Origin of the sequence: Microbaculum marinisediminis, assembly GCF_025397915.1 — a bacterium.
Classification (GTDB): Bacteria; Pseudomonadota; Alphaproteobacteria; order Rhizobiales; family Tepidamorphaceae; genus Microbaculum; species Microbaculum marinisediminis.
The window spans coordinates 153,902-176,963 of record NZ_JALIDZ010000011.1; the positions used below are offsets into that span (position 1 = coordinate 153,902).

Sequence of the window (23,062 nt, forward strand, 5' to 3'; positions counted from 1 at the left end):
ACCAGGAGACAGATGACCATGGCACGATCCGCTGATTTCAAATCGCGCGTACTCGCCCAGAAGACGGTCTGGGCAGCCGGCGCTTTCGACGCCTTGTCGGCAAAGTACATCCAGGAGGCCGGATTCGACGCCCTGCTGACTTCGGGTTTCGGCATCGCGGCCTCGTTCCTCGGCCAGCCCGACGCCGAGCTCTACACGATGTCTGAAAACCTCAGCGTCACCGGCAACGTGGTCAATGCGGTCGACATTCCCGTCATCGCCGACATCGACACCGGCTACGGCAATGCCATCAACGTCATGCGCACCGTTCGTGAGTTCGAGCGCGCCGGCGTGTCCGCCGTCATCCTCGAGGATCAGGTCGCGCCCAAGCGCTGCCCGATCTGCGTCGCCGGCGTCGAGGTGATCCCGCTCGACGAGGGCATCTCCAAGATCGAGGCCGCCGTCGCCGCCCGGCAGGACCCGAACATGCTCATCATCGCCCGTACAGACGTGGTCGACGAGGCCGAGGCGATCGAGCGCGGCAAGGCCTACGTGAAGGCCGGCGCCGACATCATCCAGCCGATCTCCAAGTGCTTCAGCTCGATCGACGGCCTGCGTGCGATGCGGGCGGGCTGCGGCGTGCCGCTGTCCCTCCAGGTGCTCGGCTGGCTCGAGCAAGACCTGTCACCGGAGGAGATCGGGGAAGTCGCGGGCATCGCCACCTTCCCGCTCGTGCCGTTGATGACGGCCGCCCGCGCCATGCAGGAAAATCTCGAGGTTCTCGCAAGGACGCGCAGCTCCAGGAACCTTCCGCACAAGGTCACCGACCACAAGGAATTCATCGACTTCATCGGCTTCACGAGGGTCGAGGAACTTCAGCTCAAGTACCTGCGCGCTGGCTGACGCGCCCCCTTAAAACCTCATCGCAGCCAGTACCCAAGGAGGAAACAAATGAAACTCGGTAAACTGCTTCTGGCGGCGACCGCCGCCACTTTTCTGGCCGGCGCGGTAACGGCGCAAGCCGAAGACAAGGCGCCGGTCCGGATCGGCACGATCGCGCCGCTGTCTGGCGCAGGCGCGTTCGACGGCCAGCTTGCCGTCGAAGGCATGGAAGCCATGGTCGCGATCGTCAACGACAACGGCGGCGTCCTCGGCGGCCGTAAGCTCGAGCTCGTCAAGTACGACGACAAGGGCAATCCGGAAGAAGGCGTGTCGGCTGCCAAGCGCGCGCTCGAGCAGGACGACGTCGACGTGATCGTCGGCGGCTGGTTCTCCTCCGTGGCCCTGACCATGAAGGAGGTGACGCGTGACCGGATCATCAACATCATGACCAGCACGCAGCATCCCAATACGACCAAGGAAGGCCACAAGTTCCTGTTCCGGCTCAACGCGACGTCGGTGATGATGTCGGACACGTACTCGAAGTTCATCTGCGACAAGATGGGCATCAAGAACATCGCCTTCATCACCATCAACGACGACTACGGGCGTCTCGAGGTTGAGAACTACAAGAAGCTGCTCGGTGCCTGCGGCATCGAGGTGCTCGGCAACGAGTTCTACAACAAGGAAGACACCGACTTCACCACGGCCCTGACCAAACTGAAGGCGCTGAACCCCGACGCAATCTACGTGTCGGCGATCAACACCGCGCAGGGCGCGACGATCTACCGCCAGATCAGGCAGACCGGCTACAAGGGCACCACCATCGCATCTGCGGGCAACATGAACCCGAAGCTGGTGGAACTCTCCGGCCCGGCGCTTGAAGGCGTCTACTCCGTCTCCCTGTTCGCGCCCGACAGCGACAATCCGAAGCTCAAGGCCTGGGTCGAGCAGTACAACGAGATGTTCGACAACGAGCCGTCCTTCATCGGCTCGCTCGGCGCCCAGGCGGTCGAACTGCTCGCCGGTGCGATCGACGAAGCCGGCAGCGCCCGCGACTATGAAAAGATCGCGGCTGCCCTGCGCGGTCACTCGTGGGATACGCTCCTTGGTACGATCACCTTCGACGACATCGGTCAGGCGATGCAGAACATCTACCTGATCCAAGTCAAGGACGGGAAGATCACGTCCGTCAAGGGCTGATCCCGCCTTCGTTCAGACAGGCCCGCGGCTGCGGTCGCGGGCCTCCCCGCCGGAGCGTGGAAGAAGAAAATGGACACCGTCGTACTGGCGCAGCAACTCACCAACGGCCTCGTGAACGGCATGACCTACGTGCTGATCGCGACCGGCCTCACCCTGGTCTTCGGTGTGCTGCACATCATCAATTTCGCGCACGGCGAATTCTACATGCTCGGTGCGTTCTTCACCTACTTCGCCGCGAAGCTCCTGGGCCTCGATTACATCTCGGCCGCCGTCGTCGCAACGCTCGGCGTCGCCGTCCTGGGCATCCTGGCCAACCGCCTGTTCTTCTGGCCCCTGAGACGCGAGCACGAGTTCACGGTCCTACTGTCGAGCCTTGGCCTCGCCCTGCTGCTGACCAACGGCGGCGAGCTGCTTTTCGGTGCCGACCCGAAATATGTGAACAGCCCCTTTGCCGACAACGTCGTCGAGGTCGGCCAGCTGGTCGTCACCCAGCAGCGCGTCCTGATCTTCGGCGTGGGCGCCGTCGTCCTCGTGCTGCTCTACCTTTTCATAAAGCACACCCGCGTCGGTAAGATGATGCGCGCCACCGCGCAGAACCCGGAGGGTGCGGCCCTCACCGGCGTCAACATACGCTTCGTCTACACCGTGACGTTCGTTCTGGCGTGCGGGCTCGCCGCCCTGGCGGGCGCGCTGGTCGGTCCGACCGCGATGATCTTCCCGACGGTCGGCAGCTGGGCGGTGCTGAAGGGCTTCATCGTCGTCATTCTCGGCGGCCTCGGGTCAATCCCGGGTGCGCTGATCGGCGGCCTGCTGCTCGGCGTCGTCGAGTCGCTCGCCGGCGGCTATATCTCCCTCGGCTTCGCGCAGGCGATCGGCTACGCGATCATCATCGGCGTCCTGCTGTGGCGCCCCCAGGGCCTGTTCGGCACCGCGCGGAGGGCCTGATCGTGGGACGCTACTTTCCTCTTGTCGCGGTGGCGGTCGCTATCGTCCTGCCGCTTCTGACGACAAACACCTACTTCCATCACCTGTTGGTCCTGTGGATGCTGTTCTCGCTGCTGGCGCTGAGCCTCAACGTCATCATCGGCTACATCGGCGAGCTGAGCTTCGGCCACGCGGCCTTCTTCGGCATCGGCGCCTACGTCGCCGCGATCCTGGGCATGCACACCGGACTGCCCGGAGTCGTCGAGCTGATCCTCGCCGCGGTCATCGCGGGGGCGTTCGGCTTCGCGATCGGCTACGTGGCATTGAGGATCGTCGGGCCGCAGTTCGCGATCCTGACACTCGGCTTCGGTTCGATCATCTACACGATCACCAACTACTGGGTGGACCTGACCCGCGGGCCGATGGGCATCTCCAACATCCAGCCGCTTAGCGTCAGTGGCGACTTCCTGGCCCTAACCGGCGCGCGCGGCTACTACTACGTCACGCTGTTCTTCGTGGTGGCCTTCGCCTACGCCTGCTACGCGCTGATGTCGAGCCGCACCGGACGAGCGTTCATCGCCACCCGCGAAAACGCGCCGCTCGCCTCCTCGCTCGGCATCGACGTGTTCCGCATGAAGCTCCTCGGCTTCGTCGTCGCGACGGCGGTCGCCGGCGTCGGCGGCGCGCTCTATGCCCACTATCTTACCGTGGTCACGCCCGACGTGATGAGCCTCCAGTACATGGCGGCTCTTATTATCATGGTCATCGTCGGCGGCCGCGGTACCATCGCCGGACCGATTATCGGCGCGCTGATCTACGTGGGCCTGCTGGAGGCGCTGCGCGCCGTCGGCCCCATGCGGCTCGTCATCTTCGCCGCCCTTCTGACCCTTTCGGTCATCTTCCTGCCGGGCGGCATCGTCAGCCTCTGGAAACGCTGGTTCGGCGAAAGCGAAGCCGCGCCCCGGCCCGCCGAGGAAGGAGGCGCGTCATGAGTGACAGACCGATCCTCGAGGTAGTCGGGTTAACCAAGTCGTTCGGCGGCCTGACCGCCGTCAGCGACGTCAGTCTGACTGTCGACCGCGGCGAAATCCTCGGCGTCATCGGTCCGAACGGCGCCGGCAAGACGACGTTCTTCAACGTCATCGCCGGCTCTATGCCGCCGACGTCGGGAACGGTGCATTTCGAAGGAACAGACTGCACCGGCATGCGGGCCGACCACATGGCGCGCCTCGGCATGACGCGGACCTTCCAGATCACCAGCCTGTTCCCGGCGCTGTCGGCCTTCGACAATGTCAGGGCAGCGACCTATCGCACCAAGTCGACAGGCTGGATCGGCTCGATTATGCGCAGCGCCGCCTACCGCTCGGAGGAAGCGGCGGTGAGCGACTCGGCGATGGAGGCGTTGCGGTTCGTTGAACTCGACAAGCGCGCGCATGTCATGGCCGACGCTCTTTCCTATGGCGAACAACGGCGACTCGAGATCGCCATCGCGCTTGCCGCCGAACCGCGCCTGCTGCTACTCGACGAACCGGCCGCCGGCATGAACCCTGAGGAGGGCCAGCGCCTGGTCGGCATGATCAAGAAAATCCGCGACCGGGGCGTCAGCATTCTGCTCGTCGAGCATCACATGCGGGTCGTCATGGGCGTCTGCGATCGCGTTGTCGTCATCGACCACGGAATCAAGATCGCCGAGGGCGCTCCTTCGGAGGTCGTCAACAATCCGGACGTCATCCGGGTCTATCTCGGTCGGGAGGCGGTCAGTGCTTGAGATCAAGGACATTGTGGTGCGTTACGGGCGCCGCGAAGTGATCCATGGCCTGTCGCTGTCGGTCGGCGAAGGAGAGGTGGTCACGCTTGTCGGCTCCAACGGCGCGGGCAAGACGACCACGTTGAAATCCATCTCGGGATTGCTGCGGCCCGTCTCCGGATCGATCGTCTTCGACGGCGAGCGCATCGACACGATGCAGCCTCACGAGATCATCGCCCACGGCGTCGTCCAGGTGCCCGAAGGCCGGCTCCTGTTTCCCGAGATGAGCGTCACGGAGCACATCGAGCTCGGCGCGATACGGGCACGCGAGGGTGGCCGCAGCTATTCGGAGCGCGTCGACTGGATCCACGAGATGTTCCCGATCCTCCTGGAGCGGCGGGACCAGAAGGCCGGCACGCTGTCCGGTGGACAGCAGCAGATGCTGGCGATCGCCCGCGGCCTGATGGCCAACCCGCGTTGCCTGATGCTGGACGAGCCCTCGCTCGGTCTCGCGCCCGTCATGGTCGACCAGCTCGCCGACGCCATCCGCAACCTACACGAAACCGGGATCAGCATCCTGCTCGTCGAGCAGCGGGTCGATCTCGCCCTTCGCCTCGCCCAGCGCGGCTACGTCCTGGAAACCGGCCGCGTCGTCCTCGAGGACCGGGCCGACGCGCTGCTCGAGGATCCGCGCGTCAAGGCCGCCTATCTCGGCGCATAAGGCTCGAAGCGATGTCCGATCCCGTTCCCCACTATGTCTCGACGCCGCGCGGCCAGGTCCGGATCTGGCTCGCGGGTGAAGGACCAAACCTCGTTGCGCTTGCAGGACTGACCACCGCCGCATCCGGTCTGGCGCGACGCCTTTCCGCGCTCTGCCCCGACTGGCGCGTCACCGTCGTCGAGCTCCCGGGCATCGGCGGATCGTCGACCGCTGCGGGCGAGACCGTCGACGACGCCGCGCGAACGCTCGCGGACGCGCTGGCGTGGCTCGGCGATGAACCGCTCGTGCTCGTGGGCTCCGAACTCGCCTGCGCCGTCGTGTCTCCCTTGAGGACGGTACTTGCCGATCGTCGGCCGGTGACAACACTGTTTGTGGGCGCGGATACGGCGACGGCCTGGGCGAAGGCGGGGATCGAACCCGGCGATCTGGCGCCACGACAGGACGGGACGCACCTGCAGGCCCTGTGGGCATTTCTCCGCGACCGACACCTTCTCGACCCCTCCAATCCGGGCCTTCCCGCGACCGAGGGCGAGCCTCTGCCGAGCGATACCGAACTGTCGGAGACGTTCGTCGCGGCGGCTGTCGCCCCGCACCGCTTCGCGGACATGTGGTGGGCCTGCGCGAACGCCTTGCGCGGGGCGATCGGTACCGGCGTCACGACGGTATCCCACACCGCCGATCTTCCCGCGGCCCTCGCCGGGCTGGACCTGCCGACGGCCGGCACCGTACCGCCGAGGACGTCGCCTGGCCCGGACGGCACGATCTGGCACGAATACGTGGAAACCCGTCGCGGCCGGCAGCACCTGCGCCGCGCCGGCGCCGCGGGCACGCCGCTCCTCGTCATCCCGACGGGGGGCGGGTCCTCGGCACAGTTCGCTCCGGTCGTCACCGGACTGGCGACCGGCCGCCAGGTCTTCGCGGTCGACTATTTCGGCAACGGGCTCTCCGACAAGCCGGCAGGGCCCGTCTCCATCGAGACGCTCGCCGAGGACATGATAGCCCTGCTCGATGCGATGGACCTCTCCCAGGTCGACGTCTGGGGGTCGCATACCGGCTCGCTCGTCGCGCTCGAGCTCGCCGTGATCGCGCCAGACCGGGTGCGCCGCCTGGTGCTGGAAGGCCCCGTGTTCATCTCGCAGGATTTCCAGGACGACCTGCTCGCGAACTACTTCCCCGAGATCCGGCCGGACAAGTGGGGCCTGCATTTGCCGCTGGTCTGGAACTGGCGCCGCGACCTGTTCATGTACTGGCCATGGTACCGCGTCGATCGCGGCGCGGCGCGGACACTCGGCGTACCGACCGCCAACGAGCTGCACAAATACGCGATCGGCATACTGGAAAGCGGCGAGACCTACGACGGCGCCTACCGGTCGGCCTTCTCCTACGACACGCGTGCCCGTATCCCGCTGCTCGAGCGCCCGGCCCTCGTCTGCGCCGGCCCGGACGACATGCTGAAGGACGGACTGCCGGAAGCGAAGGCACTCGGCCCGAAGGCCTTCGTGACCGTTGAAGAGACGCCGACGACCGTCTGGTGGCCCGATCCCGAGCCTGCCGCGGCGGCGCAAACGCTGGCGATGTATGACGCGTTTCTGACCGGGGCCGCGTCTTGATCTCCAGGAAGGCCGGTCAGGCCGGAGCAATCCGCGCTCCGAACGGTATCCCGGCCGATAGATCTCCCGGCGGCGATCGGGCGTCGTGGTCTGCGCGAAGTGCAGGCTATCGTTGGCGTTCGTTGAACGGGTTTCAGAAGATCTGAGATCCCGTCGACATGCCTGGCCCGCGCGCACTCGGACCAGGCCAGGCGCACCGGATGCGTTTTCTGCCGTCCGGATTTAGGCCTCTTCGCTTTCTCGAAATAGACCAGCCACGAACGCAACCCTTCCCGGCCGTGACGCCGCCGGTGAAGCCATGCTCGGCGCATGGCCGCTGGACGGCGCGCGTCGGAGATACCCGCTGGACCCAGATCGTCTGATTGGCGCCAATACCGGCCAGCACTCGCGACCAGCGCTGCTGTCCCGGGTAAAGACCGCGGTCGACGCCGGCCGCCCTGCCGGTGGCGGGGTCTCCGGCGTTGTCTCTAGCGAAATCCCGGCTGCCTCCCTCGCATTTCTCGGATTCAAAAGGTTCATCTATTGAACCTAAGATTATCTGTTGACACAATATTCGCGCATGGATAGGCTCGAATCTGCAGTCAAATCTAATGACCAAATGGCACGCTGCGTATTAAACGGGAGGAAATAGTATGAATAAGATAAGAAATGCGCTCTCCGCGTCAATTGTGATTGCTGCTATGGGAATCATTCCAAATGGAACGAGTGCGCAGGGTAGTAATTCCGTAAAAATTGGACTCATACTTCCGCTTAGCGGTGCGGGAACATTTGAAGGGCAGTTGGGCACGGAGGGCGCCAGAACCGTCGTCGATATGATCAACGAAGACGGCGGCATTCTCGGTGGGCGCAAGGTCGAGATCGTCGAATACGACGACAAGTCTTCGCCCGAAGAAGGGTCAAGCGCCGCACGCCGGGCGATGGATCAGGATGGGGTCGATGCCATCGTCGGCAATATGTTCTCTCCCGTCGCGCTCGCGATGAAGGAGGTCACCCGGGACAAGATCCTTCATGTCGCAATCGCGCCCCAGCACCCCAACGTGACCAAGGAGGGTCACAAGTGGCTCTTCCGGATGAACGAGACGACGCTGATGCGGGGAGCGAATTTCTCGAAGTTCATCTGCGAGAACATGGATCTGAAATCGGTCGCCATCCTCGCGATAAACGACGACTACGGCAGAAACGACGCTGAGAATTTTGAGAAATACTTCACCGATTGCGGAATCGAAGTGAAAAGCGTCGAGTTCTTTCAGAAGACCGACACAGATTTCACCGTCCAGGTGAGCAAGATCCGGGGCATCGGCCCCGATGGCGTCTATGTCGCCGCAAATGCGATCTCACAGGGCGCGACGATCTACAAACAGCTCAAGCAGCTGGGATACCGCGGCACCATCATTGCCTCTGGCGGCAATATCAGTCCGAAGCTGGTGGAGCTTTCCGGATCGGCGATCGAAGGCGTGTTCAGCGTCTCGCCCTACGTCGAGGACCCGAATGACGCGCTCGCTGTCCGTTGGCGTGACGAATACGCCAAGCGCTTCAAGAACGAGACCTCGTTCGTCGCGGCACTGACCGCGGCCGGGATGGAAGTCGTCATAAAGGCGATGGACAAAGCCGGCACATCGACGGACTACGACAAGATCGCTCAGACGATCCGTGACAACAAATGGGACACAGTTATCGGTCCCGTGACGTTCGACGACCACGGCCAAGCCTACATCAACAGCTACATTGTCCAGGTCAACGACGGACTGATTACGACTCACTCCCGCGCCAACTGAGCTCGACTGGGACGGGAAGCATCCCGTCCCACTTTTCTCTACGTGTGGGGGACGCCATGTCCGTGATCGATATATTTCTTCAGCAGGTCTCCAACGGCATCGTCAACGGTGCGGGCTATGTGCTGATCGCCGTAGGGCTTTCCCTTGTGTTCGGCGTGCTGCGCATCGTGAATTTCGCCCATGGCGAATTCTACATGCTCGGGGCCTTCATCACCTTCTACGTGATGGCGCTGCTCAATGTGCCCTACCTGGTTGCGGTGCTGCTTTCCACGGTCATCGTGGCCTGCATCGGGATACTGGCGAACCAACTCCTGTTCAGGCCACTGCGCGGCGAGCATGAGTTCAGCGTGCTTATGGTGAGCCTGGCGCTCGGCCTCATCCTTGCCAATGGCGGGGAGGTCGTATTCGGCGCCGATCCGAAGTTCGTCCCGACGCCTTACTCCGACATGATCGTGGAGCTGGGCGAGGTCTTTCTCACCGTCCAGCGCATAATCGTCGTGGCCGCCGCCATCGCCCTGGTCGGGCTGATCTATCTGTTCATACGGTTCACCACCCTGGGCAAGATGATGCAGGCTACCGCCCAGAATCGCGATGGCGCCGCACTTAGCGGGGTGAACATCGACCGGATATATGCATCGACGTTTGCGATCGCCTGCGGCTTGGCGGCCGCGTCCGGAGCGCTGCTCGGGCCCACTGCAGCGATATTCCCGACCATCGGCGAATGGGCCGTCATCAAGGGCTTCATCGTCGTGGTGCTCGGCGGGCTGGGAAGCATGCCCGGCGCCGTTGTCGGCGGGCTTGTGCTGGGGGTGGTCGAGGCGCTCGGCGCGAATTACTTCGCGATCGCGTTCAAGGACGCCATCGGCTACGCGATCATTGTCGTCGTCCTTCTGTGGCGCCCCAATGGCCTCTTCGGCGCGAAGGCGGGCGAGCGATGACGGGCACGACTTCCTCCACCGTCGCTTGGGCAGGAATAGCAGCCCTTGGCCTGCTGCCGTTGCTTGGCCTTGGCAACTACATCCAGCACCTTCTCATCCTCTGGCTGCTGTTCTCGCTGATGGCCATCAGCCTCAATCTCATCGTCGGCTATCTCGGCGAACTGTCGTTCGGACATGCCGCGTTCTTCGGGATCGGCGCCTACGCCTCGGCCATGTCCGTCGTCTTTCTCGGCTATTCGTTCTGGGGTGGGCTGGTGCTCGCGCCGATTGTCTCCGGCCTGTTCGGATTGGTGGTCGGCTACGTCGCACTCAGGGTGAAGGGCCCTCAGTTCGCGATCCTGACGCTCGGCTTCGGCGCCATCATCCACAGCGTGTGCATCAACTGGATGGACTTCACCAACGGCCCACTGGGCATCACGCGCATACCGCGTCCCGAGATTGCCTGGGCACCATGGCTCGATTTCTCGAAAGCCGAGACCTACTACTACCTGGTTCTGGTGGTCGTCGCCCTCTTCCTCTATTTCTGCAACGCGTTGCTGTTGAGCAAGACCGGACGGGCCATCCTGGCCATTCGCGAGAATGACGTTCTCGCCGCCGCCGCCGGCATCAACGTCTTCGCGTACAAGCTGCTGGCATTTGTCCTGGCCACCATGATGGTCGGCATCGCCGGTAGTCTTTATGCCCACTACATGGGCGTCATAACGCCCGACCTGATGACCCTCGCCTACATGGCGCCGATGATCGTCATGGTCATCGTCGGCGGCAAGGGGACGGTCGTCGGCCCCCTGGTCGGCGCCTTCGTCTATGTCGCGCTTCTTGAGGTACTGCGTGCCAGCGGCTCGATGCGGATGCTGGTGTTCGCCGTGCTGCTCGCGCTTTGCGTCATAGCCCTGCCGGGTGGCGTGGTCTCGCTGTGGCCCCGCCTGTTCGGGCAGCGCGCCGCGACAGAAAAGCGACGGTGATGCTATGAGCGAGCTTCTGGAAGTTGCCGGCCTCACGCGCGCATTCGGCGGCCTGTTCGCCGCCAGGGACGTTGCCTTCAAGGTTGCGGATGGCGAGGTCGTCGGGCTGATCGGACCCAACGGGGCCGGCAAGACGACAGTGTTCAATATGATCGCGGGGCTTCTCAAGCCCACGTCCGGGCAGGTACTGCTCGGCGGTCGGGATTGCACTGGTCTGCAGCCGCATCGCATGGCGCAGCTCGGCGTTGCGCGCACCTTTCAGATCACGAGCCTGTTTCCGACGCTGACCGTCATGGACAATATCAGGGTCGGGATGCACAGGCGCATGGTCGGGTCGGTGGTCGGGGCCCTGCTGGGCACGGCCGCATACCGGCGAGAGGAAGAAAGCGCGCGATCCAAGGCCAGGGACATCCTCGACTTTCTTGGAATGTCCGGGCTGTCGGACAGGGAGGCGCAGTTCCTTTCCTACGGCGACCAGCGCCGCCTTGAACTTGCGATCGCCCTGGCGGCGGAGCCGAAGCTGCTGCTCCTCGACGAGCCGGCCGCCGGCATGAGCCCGGACGAAAGCAGGCGACTGATCGAACTCATCGGCAAGATCCGCCAAACAGGCGTCAGCGTCCTGCTGGTGGAGCATCACATGAAGGTCGTCATGGGCGTTTGCGATCGGATCGCGGTCCTCGACCACGGCGTGGTGATCGCTCAAGGCCAACCGCACGAGGTGGCCAATGATCCCACTGTCATAAGAGTCTATCTGGGGCGCGAAACGGCCAATGCTTGAGGTATCGGGAATTACCGTCCGCTACGGTGTGCGAGAGGTGCTTTCGGACGTTTCGCTTCGTGTCGGCAAAGGAGAGATGGTCACCGTTATCGGTGCCAACGGCGCCGGAAAGACGACGTGTCTGCGCGCCATCTCCGGCCTCCTGAAGCCCGCTCGGGGAACAATCACGTTCCAGGGCGGGCGTATCGACGGGCGGAAGCCGCACGAGCTTCTCTCGATGGGGATCGCCCACGTTCCGGAAGGACGTCTGCTCTTTCCCGAAATGACGGTCATGGAGCACCTCGAGCTGGGAGCCGTCCGCGCCCCTGCCGATGCGCCGCCCTATGCGGAGCGCCGCGAACGGTGCTTCGAACTGTTCCCGCGCGTGAAGGAGCGCCAGCAACAACGCGCCGGAACGTTGAGCGGTGGCGAACAGCAGATGGTCGCGATCGCGCGCGGTTTGATGTCCGCACCGAAACTCCTGATGCTCGACGAACCGTCCCTCGGGCTGGCGCCGGTCGTGGTCGACACTCTCGCCGACATCATCGTCGACCTCCACAAGCGGGGCCTGGGCATCCTGCTGGTCGAACAAAGAGTGGAGCTGGCGCTCAGGCTGGCGGATCGAGGCTATGTCCTGGAGACCGGGCGTGTCGTGCTGGAGGACTCGGCATCCTCACTTGTCGAGAACCCGGGGGTCAAACAGGCATTCCTGGGCATATGAAACGGCGCAAGCCGCGAGAAGGTAGTTACAATGGACAATCAGCAAAATCCCGTTGCGCGCAAGGCGCCGGCGAAGCCGTGGAGAATCGGCGTCGATATCGGCGGAACCTTTACGGACATGATCCTCGTCGATGCGGCCGGCGACATGTTCGTGTTCAAGGAACCATCGGTTCCATCCAATCCGGCGGAAGGCGTATTGGCGACGCTGGCCTCTGCGGAGCGCTACTTTCGGTTCGGCCAGTCGGAAATTCTGGCCGGCTGCGACCTTTTCATCCATGGCTCGACCGTCGCCACCAATACGGTACTCGAGCACAAAGGCGCCAAGGTTGGGCTCATCACCACGGAGGGCTTCCGCGACAGCCTGGAGATTAGGCGCGGCATCCGTTTCCATCAGTGGGACCATCGCGCGCCCTATCCGGAAGTGCTCGTGCCGCGCTATCTGCGGCGGCCGGTTGCCGGTCGTATAGACAGCAAGGGCGGCGAGCGGATTCCTCTCGATCGGGAAGCGTTGGCCAGGGCGCTCGACGAACTGGCCGGCGACGGAGTGGAGTCGCTCGCGGTCGCCCTCCTCAATGCTTACGTCAATCCCGTCCACGAGAAGGCGGCGGCCGAGGTCGTCGCCGAGAAGGGCGGGTTCGACTGGCTGTCCGTTTCGACCGACATCGCGCCGATCCTGGGTGAGTACGAGCGGACGTCGACCACCGTTCTGAACGCCTATATCGCGCCCCGCGTCGTCACCTACCTGGAGACCCTCAACGAGGCGCTGCAGAACAGGGGGCTGAGGCGCCCGCTCCTGCTCGTGCAGAGCAACGGCGGCATGGTTTCGGTCGATCAGGTGACGGATCGCCCCGTTAATCTGGTTCTATCCGGGCCGGCCGCCGGCGTCGGCGCGCTGAACCTGATCTCGGAAACCAGTGGCGACAACCTCATCTCCATGGAGATCGGCGGTACATCCTGCGATGTCATGATGCTGGTCGGCGGGCACGTGGCCGTCGGAGACGAACTGATCATCGACGAGTATCACGTCAGCATCCCGTCCATCGAAGTGCATACGGTGGGGGCCGGCGGCGGCACGATCGCCAGCGTGGATGCGGCGGGCATGCTGGTTGTCGGGCCGCAGGGGGCGGGCGCCAATCCGGGCCCGGCCTGCTACGGACTGGGCGGAACGGAGCCGACGGCGACCGATGCTCAGCTTGTCCTTGGCCGGCTGGCGGCCGGTCCCATTGGCGGGGAAGGCTCGATCGTCCTCGACGCGCAGAAGGCACATCAAGTGGTCGAGTCCAAGATCGCGAAGCCGCTCGGTCTCGACAAGACGTCGGCGGCGGCCGGGATCGTGCGCCTGCTGGAGCAGCACCTGCTCCATGCCGTGGAACGTATCAGCACCGAGCGGGGCTACGACCCGAAGAATTTCACGCTAGTGGCCGCGGGTGGCGCAGGGCCGCTCCACGGTGCGTCGGTCGGTCGGATGATCGGCTGCAAGTCGGTCTGCATTCCCCGCCTGGCGGGCGCTTTCTGCGCGCTGGGAATGCTCCATTCCAATCTCAGGCAGGATTTCTTCCAGGTCCTCTATCCGGTCCGGCTGGAAGACGCGGGCCCGCTGATCGCGAAGATATTCACCGAGCTCGGACACAAGGCGATCGCGGCGCTGGCCCGGCAGGGGTTCGAGGAATCGGCAGTGGTGCTGAAAAGCGAGGCCGATTTGCGCTACCAGGGCCAACTGTCCTCCGTGCGGATCGCCTTCGATCCGGAGGCGTTCGATACCGCGCAAGTCAGGGCGTCCTTCGAGGGCGAGTATCGCCGGCAGTTCGGCCACACCCAGCCCGAAGGCGCCATTGAGATCACCGCCCTGCGGGTCGCCGGTATCGGCACGATCCCGCCGCTGATGCCGGCGGCGCGAACAGCGGCAACGGGGAAGCCGAAACCGCTGGAGGTGCGCGACGTCTATATCAACGACGAGGAGATGTGGCAGCCCACCCCCGTCTATGACGGCCGGGATCTCACTCCTGGCGTCCGCTTGTCAGGTCCGCTGATCGTTCGCGAACCGACCACGACCGTATTGGTTTCGGGGCGCGATCGCCTTTTTGTCGACGCTGCCGACAACTTTGTTATCGAGCTTAACTAGGGGCCCCGGTACATGACCTACGATCCGATCACGCTGGCTCTGGTTCAAAACAGGCTCGATCACATATCGCGGCAAATGGGCTGGGTAATGTTGCGGACAGCGCGCAGCCCCATTTTCCAGAGCCATGATTTTTCCTGTTTCATAACCGGACCGACGGGATATCTCGTTTCACAGGCCGACGGCTGTCCGGTACATACCGGCAGCGGTGGCTTTGCCGTGCGTGGGTTGTTGAAGGCCTTTGGGGACGACATCCACGAGGGTGACGCGTTTCTACTCAATGATCCTTACCTCGCGGGGGGGAACCACCTGCCGGACTGGGTGATCGCGAGGCCGGTCTTTTCGCGGGGCACGGTCGTAGGCTTCACGTGCAATCGCGCGCACCAGTCCGACATCGGCGGCGGCGCGGCGGGAACCTACAATCCGTTGGCAACGGAGATTTTCCACGAAGGCATCCGGCTGCCGCCAATCCGTGTGGTGGAGAGAGGCGAAATACGCAAGGACCTCTGGGACATGCTTCTCGCCAACACGCGCACGCCCCACCTCCTCGACGGCGACCTGCGTGCCATGCTCGGGTCTACACAGATCGGCTGCGAGCGCGTTGCCGCAATCTTCGACGATCTCGGTCATGAGCAGGGAATGGCGTATCTCGACGGCATCCTCGACCATGCGGACCGTCGCTTCCGCGCCGAAGTCGAGTCGTTGCCCGATGGGGTCTATGTCGGCGAGGAAATCAGCAACAATGATTGCTTCACCCGGACTGAAATCCGCTACAGGGTCACCCTGACCGTCTCGGGCGATCAACTGACCGTGGACTTCACGGGGACGTCACCCCAGATCAAAGGCTTCAAGAACAGTTCCTTCGCCAATACGCATGCAGCGACCTATACGGGCCTGTCTTCGTTCTTCGATCCCGACCTGCCGAGGAACGAGGGAACGTTTCGCAGCGTGAAGCTGATCATTCCGTACGGATGCACGCTGAACCCGAAGCCGCCCGCGGCAACGACTTTTGCGACCGCCTTTCCAGCCCACGACATTATCCAGGCGTGCTGGAAGGCCTTGAGCCAAGCAGTTCCCTCCAAGACGGTAGCGGGCTGGGGCAAGGCGATCATACCGCTTTCCGCCGGCGTCGACGACGCCGGTGCGACGACCTACGTCCTCTATCACTGGAACGGCCTGTCCGGCGGTGGCGCCGTAATGAACCGCGATGGGCTCAACCAGATCGCACATCTGTCGACACTAGGCGGGCTGACGCTGCCCAATGTCGAGCTTTGGGAACAGCTCTATCCGATCCATGTCCACCGTCATGAGTTTCGCCGCGACGCCGCAGGACCGGGACAGTGGCGCGGCGGCACGGGCATCGAATACGAAGCCGACGTGCTGACGGATGCCAACTATTCCTTCCGAGGCGAAGGGCTTTTCGATCCTTCCGGATTCGGCGCAGCCGGAGGGCTTGCTGGGGCTGCCGGACAATGCACCACGTTCGACGGGACCGGTAAGGAATTCACGCCCCCGCAGTACAGCCTTGTCGGGCTTCCACCGGTCCGCATCGTACTCTCGTCTCCGGCCGGAGGCGGTGTCGGCAGTCCATCGCACCGTGATCCGCAAAGCGTGTTGCGCGATGTTCGCGACGGGATCGTCTCCGAGACGGCCGCACAGTCGATATACAAGGTTGCGCTGACCCCGGATGGGCGATCTGTCGACGCAGAACGGACACGTGCATTGCGCGCGTCCGCCTGAAGGAGGCACGCGATGGCCATCGGGGGCCGAAACCAGCAGATCTGTCTACGGGCGCGACCAACCGGGAGACTGGACGGCTCGTGCTTCGGCTCGAGATCGGTAGATGTGCCCGTACCTGGCGAAGACGAAATCTTGGTGGGGATCGAATATGTGTCGGTCGACCCCTTCATGCGCGGCCACATGGTCGGCGTATATGACCACATCGCGCCCCAGCGACTGGACGAGCCTGTCTTCGCCGGTGCCGTAGGAAAAGTGATCCGGTCGCGCAGTTCCCGGTTTCGCGAGGGTGATGTCGTCGAGGGCTATTTCGGATGGCAGCAATATGCCGCCGTCGGGGCTGGCGAGGCGCGGCGCGTGCCGGAAAGCACGCTGCCTGTCTCGACGGCTCTCGGCGTCCTGGGAATGACCGGGATGACCGCCTATTTCGGGATGCTCGATGTTGGCAGGCCCGTCGCGGGCGAAACGGTCGTTGTTTCTGGTGCAGCCGGTGCGGTCGGTTCAGTCGCGGGACAGATCGCCCGGCTGAAGGGCTGTCGCACCGTCGGCATCGTCGGTTCGAATGAGAAAGCCGAATATATCATCCGGAAACTGGGGTTCGATGCCGCGATCAACCACCGGACGGCCCTCGACCTTCATGAGAACCTGAAAGAAGCCTGCCCGGATCGCATTGATCTTTATTTTGACAATGTGGGTGGCCGGACATTCGACGCCGTCACGCGTTGGATGAATGTAGGATGCCGCTATGTCGTTTGCGGCCAGATCGCACAATATGAAGACGACGAACTGGACCGGGGCCCGCGAAACCTGAAAAACTTCGAGATCAAGAGGGCTCGACTTGAAGGATTTCGCGTCCTGGACTACAGGGCTCGGTACCAGGAAGGCCTGGCGGCACTGGCGAAGTGGATCGAGGAGCGCCGCATTCGTTACGACGAAACGGTTTTCGAGGGCCTTGATAGTGCTCCGATGGCGCTTCTAAGCCTCTTCGAAGGCAGGCACATCGGGAAGGTCGTTGTACGGGTCGGGTAAGAGGTAGCTTTGTCAGGTCAAGTCGACGACCAGCCTTCATCATCGAATGTCCGGGCCGTAGTGCGTGCTGTCGCCGTGCTGCGGGCTTTTTCCGTAGACCGCCCCCATCTGTCTCTGACGGAAGTCGTCAGGATCACCAAGCTGGACAAGGCGACGACAAGGAGGCTTCTGCTCACGCTGATCGGGCTTGATCTCGTGGTGCAGGATCAGCGTTCGCACGAATATTCCTTGAGCACGCGTATGCTCGATTTCGTCGAGGCGGTTCCGGTCTTCAACGGGCTGTCTGGCGAAGCCACCCCGTTCATGATGGATCTCGCCCACCAAACCCAGACGACCGTCTTCCTGTCCATCTACGAACGGGGAGAGGCGGTCTGTATCGCTCGCGTGCAGGGCGATCGCGCCATTCTTGTTCGTTGGTGGAACGTCGGCGGCCGACAGGCGGTGAATACCGGTGCGGCGCCACGCGTGCTCTTTGCCTTCCAACCGCCGGACGAGATTGAAAGGCGGCTGGAGAAAGATGATTTCCCGAAACTGACCCCCATGACGGAGACCAGCGTCGAACAATTGCGGGACAAGCTGGAACTCGTGCGATCGCGCGGTTGGGACGTCGCCGAGGACGATGTCGCAATCGGCCTCGCGGCCGCGGGCGTACCCATATTCTCGAGAGATGGCCGTATCGCTGCCGCCCTCAGCATAGGGGGCCTTAAGGACAACATCATAGACGCCGGAAAGCCAAAGCACCTGAAAGAGCTGACCGCCTGCGCACGCAAGATTTCCGATATCATCAGATGACTTCGCCGCCGTAGGAAGTATTTCCGCCCGGCGACAAATCACGGCTTCGCGCTTCATGACACGATGCCTTGCGCCGGCTCCAGTTCCGGTTGGAGGTCGCAGCGGAAGACGTCGTCGCTGGACCTGTAGCCGTTGCCAGTGCCGGCAAGGACGGATCGGCGAAATGCGGATACGACGGTGGATGGTGGCCTGCGGCCCTATCGCGCGAGCGTCGCCCCGCTTCTCGACCCGTCCGTCGATCATCGGATAATTTGGTCGTTCGCGAGATCGCGAAGAGGCGACAAGCCCCGCATACGGTCAAATACGCCAGCCGATATCGGGACTTCGGGTTAGAAGAGCTTTCCTGGGTTCATGATGCCCTGCGGATCCAGAAGGGACTTGATCTGGCGCATGAGATCGAGTGCGACCGGATCTTTAGCGCTGTTGAGCCTACGCACATTGCTCTGGCCGATCCCGTGCTCGGCGCTGATGCTGCCACCGAGCGCGAGCGTTTCCCTGTCGACGATTTCGCCGGCTATGCGAAAGGCGCGTTCGATCGACCCGCTGCCGCTGTAACGGTCCCGCGGCAGGATAACGACGACATGGATGTTGCCGTCGCCAAGATGGCCAACATGATTGACCAATGCGTCTGGAAGAGCCGCTTTCAGTGCGGCCTCCACATTCTGGTTGAAGGCGGGGACCGCCGAAACCGGCACGGACGTATCGTGCGATACCGAGTACCCGGCCCTCATGTTTGCCTCGGTTACAGCGTGGCGGATCGACCAGAAGGCCTTGCCCTGGGAAACCGATGCGGCAACGACCGCGTCCTCCACTCGACCGGCTTCGACGTCGACGGCGAGAGCGCCTTGCAGCAGGCGCGGCAGATCGTTCGCGTCGCCGGTGTCGTCAACCTCCAGCAGAGCGTACCAGGCGTGACCGGGTGGAAGCGGCGGCCGGGTTTCGGGGCACGTCTTGAGCACCAGGTCGTACTGGCCGGCCGACATGACCTCGAAGTTGGCTACTCGTCCGCCGAACCGCACAGACAGTCGTCCAAGGATGTCCAGCGCCTTGTCCAGCGATCCAAGCGCGAGGAAAGCCGTTGCCGTGGCCGGCATCCGCGGAAATAACCTGAGCACGGCGGCCGTGACGATGCCCAGCGTACCCTCGGATCCGATCAGCAGATGTTTGAGGTCGTAGCCCGTATTGTCCTTTCGCAGTCGGTTCAGGCCCCGAAAGACCGCACCGTTCGGAAGGACGGCTTCGATCCCCAGAACGAGATCGCGCATCGGTCCGTACCGCAGCACAGACGTTCCCCCGGCGTTGGTGGCGATGTTGCCGCCTATCTGGCAACTACCCTCGCTGCCGAGGGAAAGCGGCAAAAGGCGATCCACCTTTTCCGCCGCGGCTTGGGCTGCAACAAGGGTGCACCCGGCCTCGACTTCCAAGGTGCCGTCGATCGGATCGACATTGCGGATGCGGTTCATGCGCCGCATGGCGACAACGACCGACGGTTGCCCGGATTGCGGAATTGCGCCGCCGCACATACCCGTATTGCCGCCTTGCGGCACAATTGCGACGCCCATCTCCGAACAGGTTTTCACGACGCGGGACACGTCTTCCGCGGTGTTGGGAAGCACCACGCAGAGCGCCTCCCCCGCAAAACGGCGTCGCCAGTCGATGACGTGGCTTTGAATTGCCTCCGGATCCTGAAGAAGGTGCCCGTCGCCGACAATGGCGCGCAATGCACTTGCAATCGCGGACAAACTGGACCTCTGCGTGTCTTGAACGATCGGCGCGGGAACGTGGGACATCAACGTTCCAGCGACGACGTCGGTGTGTCATCAGTCAATCCATATTTCAACCAATGACATCAAGACGCTAACGCTCGCGACGCTTTCTGTCCAGCAAGGCTCGCTTCTTCACGATTCGTCCCGCCGAGGCGGCATCCGCATGCATGCGCGTTCCGGTCGCGCGAGACCGGCTAAATTTTCTCCGGGCGCTGTCGGGTCGTAGGGAAGCGGTTCAAATCCGTTTGCGAAGTGCGCGACCATGAACTCCAGGAAGGTGCGCACGCGCCGCGAGATCTCTCGTTTCATGTATATCGCATGTATCGGCAGACCGACTGGCCGCGACCCCTCCGGCAACACCACTCGCAGCCCCGTCTCCGAAGGTCCTGAGGACCATGTCCTCGTTATCCTTTAATCCGTCGAGCCAGACTGAACCGCCCCGGGGTCTGCGGGCGGCCATTTTTTTGAGTCACGCTGCCATAGCCGGTTCTTCCAGCATGGCGTAGTAGCGTTCCTCGGCTTCGGCCCGCGGGATGTTACCGATGGGCGCCAAGAGCCGGCGATTGGTGAATCAGTCGACCGAATCCAGCGTAGCGAACTCGCCCGCCTCGAAGGAGCGCCAGGGCCCGCGCCGATGGATGACCTTGGTCTTGTATGGGCCGTTGATCGTCTCGGCGCGGGAGCTGTCAGACTAACGCGAACAGGTCTCAGTTTTCCGCGGAACGCGGGATTTCAGGCTGTGAAGAGTTGCCGCCATTCTTCCAGTGCGGCGGTGCGATTGAGTTTGAAATTGTCCCGACTGTAAAGGTGGCGTTCCTGGTTGAAGTGGTTGGAGACGGAAGAATGAACGGCGGCGAATGTCTGCAGACTTCGCATGCGCCGGAAGCGGAGCATGGCCCGCTCCCGTCGTCGCAGCGGCAGGTGTGAGTTCTCGACGCGGTTGTTGAGCCAGCAGCCTGATGACTGAAGGTCTTCGGCCCCCAGTTCCTTCAGTGCTGCGCGGTAGGACGGCAGCCTGTCGGTGACGATCTCCCGCGGCCGGCCGTAGCGCTTCATCGCTTTCCTGAGGAATTTCAGCGCCGCCGTCCTGTCGCGGCGCTTCGTGACGATCGCCTCGAGCACTTCGCCCTCGTGATCGACGGCGCGCCAGAGATAATGCCGCTCGCCATTGATCTTGACGAACATCTCGTCGAGGTGCCAGCGCCAGGTCGAGACGGCGCGCATCCGGTCGATGCGCTTGCGCCGGATCTCGGATGCGAACATCGGACCGAAGCGGTTCCACCAGAACCGCACCGTCTCGTGGCAGACGTCGATCCCGCGTTCGTGCAGCACGTCCTCGACATTCCGGAGCGACAATGGGAACCGGACGTAGAGCATCACCGCCAGGCGGATAACTTCCGGGCTGGTCTTGAAATAGCGGAACGAGTTCGGTTTGGTCATCCCGAAACGGTACGAGACAGCCCTTGCCGCCTCAAGCCACTTTCTTCTGACAGGGCATCCCTGAGCCTACTGACACCGGTTCGCGTTAGTCTGACAGCTCCGCGGTATGGTTTCGGCAGGCAACCTACTCGGCGGTCTACTTCGAGATAAACCTCCGGAATTCAGGCGTGCGTTTTTCTCGGAAGGCATCGCCACCTTCCTTCGATTCAGGCGTATCGTAGAAGAGACTGAGTGTTTGCATCCCCATGCTCGCGATCCCGCGAATACTCTCCGTGTCGGCATTGAAAGACCGCTTGGCAAGTGCCAGTGCGGTCGGGCTGCGTTGCAGCAGCTCCGCGCACCAGCGATCGACTTCCGCGTCGATCTCGTCATGTGGAACGACAGCGTTCACGAGCCCCATTTGAAGGGCCTCTGCGGCGCTGTAGCGCCGGCACATGTACCAGAACTCGCGCGCCTTCTTCTCGCCGACGACACGGGCCAGATAGGCCGTACCGAAGCCCGGATCAACCGATCCGACCTTCGGTCCCACCTGTCCGAACTGCGCTTTGTCCGAGGCGATGGTCAGGTCGCACAACGTCGCCAACACGTTGCCGCCACCGATGGCGTATCCTGCAACCCGCGCGATGACGGGCTTGGGAACGTCCCGAATAACGCTCTGAAGCTCCTCGATCGGCAGACCTATCGTGCCGCGCCCGTCATATTGGCCGTCGTGAGCGGTCTGGTCGCCGCCGGTGCAAAACGCCTTGTCGCCGGCCCCGGTTAGTACGATCACGCCGATATCGCGGTCCCAGCCAGCGCGGTGAAACGCATCGATCATTTCCTCCACCGCGCGCGCGTTGAAGGCGTTGTAGCGATCCGGCCGGTTAATCGTGATGCGCGCCACGGCGGCGGGGCGAACCTCGTAGATGATTTCCTTATAGGTGGACATTGGTGCCATTTTCCTTTCATTCACGCCTATATTGCCGGTTCCGACGGTCGCGTCGCTCCGGTCAGGCCAACCGGCACGGCCAATTACGTGCGATAGCCGGCGAGAGAACCGCTCCTGAGAACCCGCCCAGGCAAAGTACGTCCGATCAGGCGCTCGGCCTGACGGGCAGCCTCGATCAGTCTCTCCAGGTCGATGCCGGTTTCGATGCCCATCTCGTGCGCCATGAACACAATGTCTTCGGTGCAGATGTTGCCCGCCGCCTGACCGTGACCGGCGAACGGGCAGCCGCCCAGTCCGGCGACCGACCCCTCGAACACGTCCACCCCCATCCGCAGGGCAGCATAGAAATTCGCCATACCCGCGCCGCGCGTATCATGCAGGTGTAGTCCGATCCGCGCGGTCGGAGCGATGTCCCGTACCGCGCCGACCCTGCGTTCGATCTCCGTCGGCACGGCCCAGCCGACGGTATCGGCAAGCATGATAACGGGAAGCGGCTGCTTGGTGCCTTCGAAACGATCGACAAGCCATCGAATGACGGCCTGCACCTCTGACAGAGGAATGTCGCCCTGAAAATTGCAGCCGAAAGCCGTCATAACGTAGGCGGCTTCGACGGGAAGGCCTGCCTCCACGTACATTCCGATCCACCGCTCCTGCTCCTTCCGCATCTCCCCCGCGCCGCAACCGTTGTTGCGGTGGCTGAATGTGTCCGACGTGTGCAGCAGCAGGCTCGCCTTCAGGTCGACGCCGGGCGTGGCCTGCGCTCTTCGGAAGCCGCGTTCGTTGAGCCAGAGCGCCGTGTGGCGGACCCCCGGCCGCTTCCGGATCGCCTGAAAGAGATCGCCCGCGTCGGCCATCTGCGGTACGGCCTTCGGATTGACGAAGGACGCGACCTGGATCTGGCGCAACCCGGACTCGCTCAACGCGTCGACCAGCGCGACACGGTCGGCGAGCGGGAAGATCCGCGACTCGAATTGAAACCCCTCGCGCGGCCCCTCCTCGTGGATATCGATATGGCTTGGCAAGTCCTGCATGGCAC

At 63.2% G+C, this 23,062-nt stretch carries 20 protein-coding genes and 1 pseudogene; 16 read left to right on the forward strand and 5 right to left on the reverse strand.

The genetic code is table 11. The features are described 5' to 3' along the window. Positions 1 to 18: 18 nt before the first annotated feature. From MUB46_RS20800 to MUB46_RS20875, 16 genes are all read left to right on the forward strand, one after another. Positions 19 to 882: an isocitrate lyase/PEP mutase family protein gene (locus MUB46_RS20800; RefSeq protein WP_261617892.1), complete on the forward strand. Its 864-nt coding sequence runs from the start codon at positions 19 to 21 to the stop codon at positions 880 to 882. 48 nt (positions 883 to 930) lie between these two features. After that, positions 931 to 2,061 carry an ABC transporter substrate-binding protein gene (locus tag MUB46_RS20805; RefSeq protein ID WP_261617893.1) on the forward strand — a complete coding sequence of 377 codons (1,131 nt, stop codon included), beginning with the start codon at positions 931 to 933 and terminating at the stop codon, positions 2,059 to 2,061. A gap of 69 nt (positions 2,062 to 2,130) precedes the next feature. Beyond that, complete coding sequence (locus tag MUB46_RS20810; RefSeq protein WP_261617894.1) at positions 2,131 to 3,006, forward strand: branched-chain amino acid ABC transporter permease; 876 nt, start codon at positions 2,131 to 2,133, stop codon at positions 3,004 to 3,006. 2 nt (positions 3,007 to 3,008) lie between these two features. Then, positions 3,009 to 3,977, forward strand: a complete 969-nt coding sequence (locus MUB46_RS20815) for a branched-chain amino acid ABC transporter permease (RefSeq protein ID WP_261617895.1) — start codon at positions 3,009 to 3,011, stop codon at positions 3,975 to 3,977. After that, the gene (locus tag MUB46_RS20820; protein WP_261617896.1) at positions 3,974 to 4,753 is read left to right on the forward strand and encodes an ABC transporter ATP-binding protein; all 780 of its coding nucleotides are present in this window, start codon (positions 3,974 to 3,976) and stop codon (positions 4,751 to 4,753) included. The genes MUB46_RS20815 and MUB46_RS20820 overlap by 4 nt, the downstream gene beginning before the upstream one ends. Beyond that, positions 4,746 to 5,453, forward strand: coding sequence for an ABC transporter ATP-binding protein (locus MUB46_RS20825; RefSeq protein WP_261617897.1), 708 nt, complete (start codon positions 4,746 to 4,748; stop codon positions 5,451 to 5,453). The genes MUB46_RS20820 and MUB46_RS20825 overlap by 8 nt, the downstream gene beginning before the upstream one ends. Before the next feature lie 11 nt (positions 5,454 to 5,464). Then, complete coding sequence (locus MUB46_RS20830; protein WP_261617898.1) at positions 5,465 to 7,063, forward strand: alpha/beta fold hydrolase; 1,599 nt, start codon at positions 5,465 to 5,467, stop codon at positions 7,061 to 7,063. Positions 7,064 to 7,695: 632 nt separating this feature from the next. After that, the gene (locus MUB46_RS20835; protein WP_261617899.1) at positions 7,696 to 8,838 is read left to right on the forward strand and encodes an ABC transporter substrate-binding protein; all 1,143 of its coding nucleotides are present in this window, start codon (positions 7,696 to 7,698) and stop codon (positions 8,836 to 8,838) included. A gap of 62 nt (positions 8,839 to 8,900) precedes the next feature. Beyond that, on the forward strand, positions 8,901 to 9,776 hold the full coding sequence (locus MUB46_RS20840; protein ID WP_261617900.1) for a branched-chain amino acid ABC transporter permease: 876 nt from the start codon (positions 8,901 to 8,903) through the stop codon (positions 9,774 to 9,776). After that, positions 9,773 to 10,738, forward strand: coding sequence for a branched-chain amino acid ABC transporter permease (locus MUB46_RS20845; protein ID WP_261617901.1), 966 nt, complete (start codon positions 9,773 to 9,775; stop codon positions 10,736 to 10,738). The genes MUB46_RS20840 and MUB46_RS20845 overlap by 4 nt, the downstream gene beginning before the upstream one ends. A 4-nt stretch (positions 10,739 to 10,742) precedes the next feature. Then, positions 10,743 to 11,516, forward strand: a complete 774-nt coding sequence (locus MUB46_RS20850) for an ABC transporter ATP-binding protein (RefSeq protein ID WP_261617902.1) — start codon at positions 10,743 to 10,745, stop codon at positions 11,514 to 11,516. Then, positions 11,509 to 12,216 (forward strand): ABC transporter ATP-binding protein, encoded by a 708-nt coding sequence (locus tag MUB46_RS20855; protein ID WP_261617903.1) that lies wholly within the window; start codon positions 11,509 to 11,511, stop codon positions 12,214 to 12,216. Before MUB46_RS20850 ends, MUB46_RS20855 begins: the two co-directional genes overlap by 8 nt. Positions 12,217 to 12,246: 30 nt before the next feature. Continuing rightward, entirely contained in the window at positions 12,247 to 14,337 is a 2,091-nt protein-coding gene (locus MUB46_RS20860; protein ID WP_261617904.1) for a hydantoinase/oxoprolinase family protein, read from the forward strand. Between the two features lie 12 nt (positions 14,338 to 14,349). Further along, a complete protein-coding gene (locus MUB46_RS20865; protein WP_261617905.1) occupies positions 14,350 to 16,074 on the forward strand; it encodes a hydantoinase B/oxoprolinase family protein in 1,725 nt (574 codons plus the stop codon). A gap of 12 nt (positions 16,075 to 16,086) precedes the next feature. Continuing rightward, entirely contained in the window at positions 16,087 to 17,100 is a 1,014-nt protein-coding gene (locus MUB46_RS20870; RefSeq protein WP_261617906.1) for an NADP-dependent oxidoreductase, read from the forward strand. 9 nt (positions 17,101 to 17,109) lie between these two features. Continuing rightward, positions 17,110 to 17,892, forward strand: coding sequence for an IclR family transcriptional regulator (locus MUB46_RS20875; protein WP_261617907.1), 783 nt, complete (start codon positions 17,110 to 17,112; stop codon positions 17,890 to 17,892). Between the two features lie 329 nt (positions 17,893 to 18,221). Here MUB46_RS20875 and MUB46_RS20880 read toward each other — a convergent pair whose 3' ends face one another. The 5 genes and pseudogenes from MUB46_RS20880 to MUB46_RS20900 form a co-directional block, all read right to left on the reverse strand. After that, positions 18,222 to 19,682: an FAD-binding oxidoreductase gene (locus tag MUB46_RS20880; protein ID WP_261617908.1), complete on the reverse strand. Its 1,461-nt coding sequence runs from the start codon at positions 19,680 to 19,682 to the stop codon at positions 18,222 to 18,224. Between the two features lie 445 nt (positions 19,683 to 20,127). Then, positions 20,128 to 20,346, reverse strand: a pseudogene (locus MUB46_RS20885) (IS3 family transposase); the annotation flags it as partial. Positions 20,347 to 20,390: 44 nt separating this feature from the next. Next, positions 20,391 to 21,098 (reverse strand): IS6 family transposase, encoded by a 708-nt coding sequence (locus MUB46_RS20890; RefSeq protein ID WP_261617909.1) that lies wholly within the window; start codon positions 21,096 to 21,098, stop codon positions 20,391 to 20,393. A 136-nt stretch (positions 21,099 to 21,234) separates the two neighbouring features. Continuing rightward, a complete protein-coding gene (locus MUB46_RS20895; RefSeq protein WP_261617910.1) occupies positions 21,235 to 22,026 on the reverse strand; it encodes an enoyl-CoA hydratase-related protein in 792 nt (263 codons plus the stop codon). 83 nt (positions 22,027 to 22,109) lie between these two features. Next, entirely contained in the window at positions 22,110 to 23,057 is a 948-nt protein-coding gene (locus MUB46_RS20900; protein ID WP_261617911.1) for a hydroxymethylglutaryl-CoA lyase, read from the reverse strand. Between the last annotated feature and the right edge of the window lie 5 nt (positions 23,058 to 23,062).

Excerpts from the sequence above, each read along its gene's own strand:
- MUB46_RS20830 (WP_261617898.1), top strand. The coding sequence starts at position 5,465 with ATGTCCGATCCCGTTCCCCACTATGTCTCGACGCCGCGCGGCCAGGTC.
- MUB46_RS20880 (WP_261617908.1), bottom strand. The coding sequence starts at position 19,682 with ATGTCCCACGTTCCCGCGCCGATCGTTCAAGACACGCAGAGGTCCAGT.
- MUB46_RS20860 (WP_261617904.1), top strand. The coding sequence starts at position 12,247 with ATGGACAATCAGCAAAATCCCGTTGCGCGCAAGGCGCCGGCGAAGCCG.
- MUB46_RS20805 (WP_261617893.1), top strand. The coding sequence starts at position 931 with ATGAAACTCGGTAAACTGCTTCTGGCGGCGACCGCCGCCACTTTTCTG.
- MUB46_RS20855 (WP_261617903.1), top strand. The coding sequence starts at position 11,509 with ATGCTTGAGGTATCGGGAATTACCGTCCGCTACGGTGTGCGAGAGGTG.
- MUB46_RS20800 (WP_261617892.1), top strand. The coding sequence starts at position 19 with ATGGCACGATCCGCTGATTTCAAATCGCGCGTACTCGCCCAGAAGACG.
- MUB46_RS20820 (WP_261617896.1), top strand. The coding sequence starts at position 3,974 with ATGAGTGACAGACCGATCCTCGAGGTAGTCGGGTTAACCAAGTCGTTC.
- MUB46_RS20890 (WP_261617909.1), bottom strand. The coding sequence starts at position 21,098 with ATGACCAAACCGAACTCGTTCCGCTATTTCAAGACCAGCCCGGAAGTT.
- MUB46_RS20845 (WP_261617901.1), top strand. The coding sequence starts at position 9,773 with ATGACGGGCACGACTTCCTCCACCGTCGCTTGGGCAGGAATAGCAGCC.
- MUB46_RS20900 (WP_261617911.1), bottom strand. The coding sequence starts at position 23,057 with ATGCAGGACTTGCCAAGCCATATCGATATCCACGAGGAGGGGCCGCGC.
- MUB46_RS20865 (WP_261617905.1), top strand. The coding sequence starts at position 14,350 with ATGACCTACGATCCGATCACGCTGGCTCTGGTTCAAAACAGGCTCGAT.
- MUB46_RS20895 (WP_261617910.1), bottom strand. The coding sequence starts at position 22,026 with ATGTCCACCTATAAGGAAATCATCTACGAGGTTCGCCCCGCCGCCGTG.
- MUB46_RS20810 (WP_261617894.1), top strand. The coding sequence starts at position 2,131 with ATGGACACCGTCGTACTGGCGCAGCAACTCACCAACGGCCTCGTGAAC.
- MUB46_RS20835 (WP_261617899.1), top strand. The coding sequence starts at position 7,696 with ATGAATAAGATAAGAAATGCGCTCTCCGCGTCAATTGTGATTGCTGCT.
- MUB46_RS20850 (WP_261617902.1), top strand. The coding sequence starts at position 10,743 with ATGAGCGAGCTTCTGGAAGTTGCCGGCCTCACGCGCGCATTCGGCGGC.
- MUB46_RS20870 (WP_261617906.1), top strand. The coding sequence starts at position 16,087 with ATGGCCATCGGGGGCCGAAACCAGCAGATCTGTCTACGGGCGCGACCA.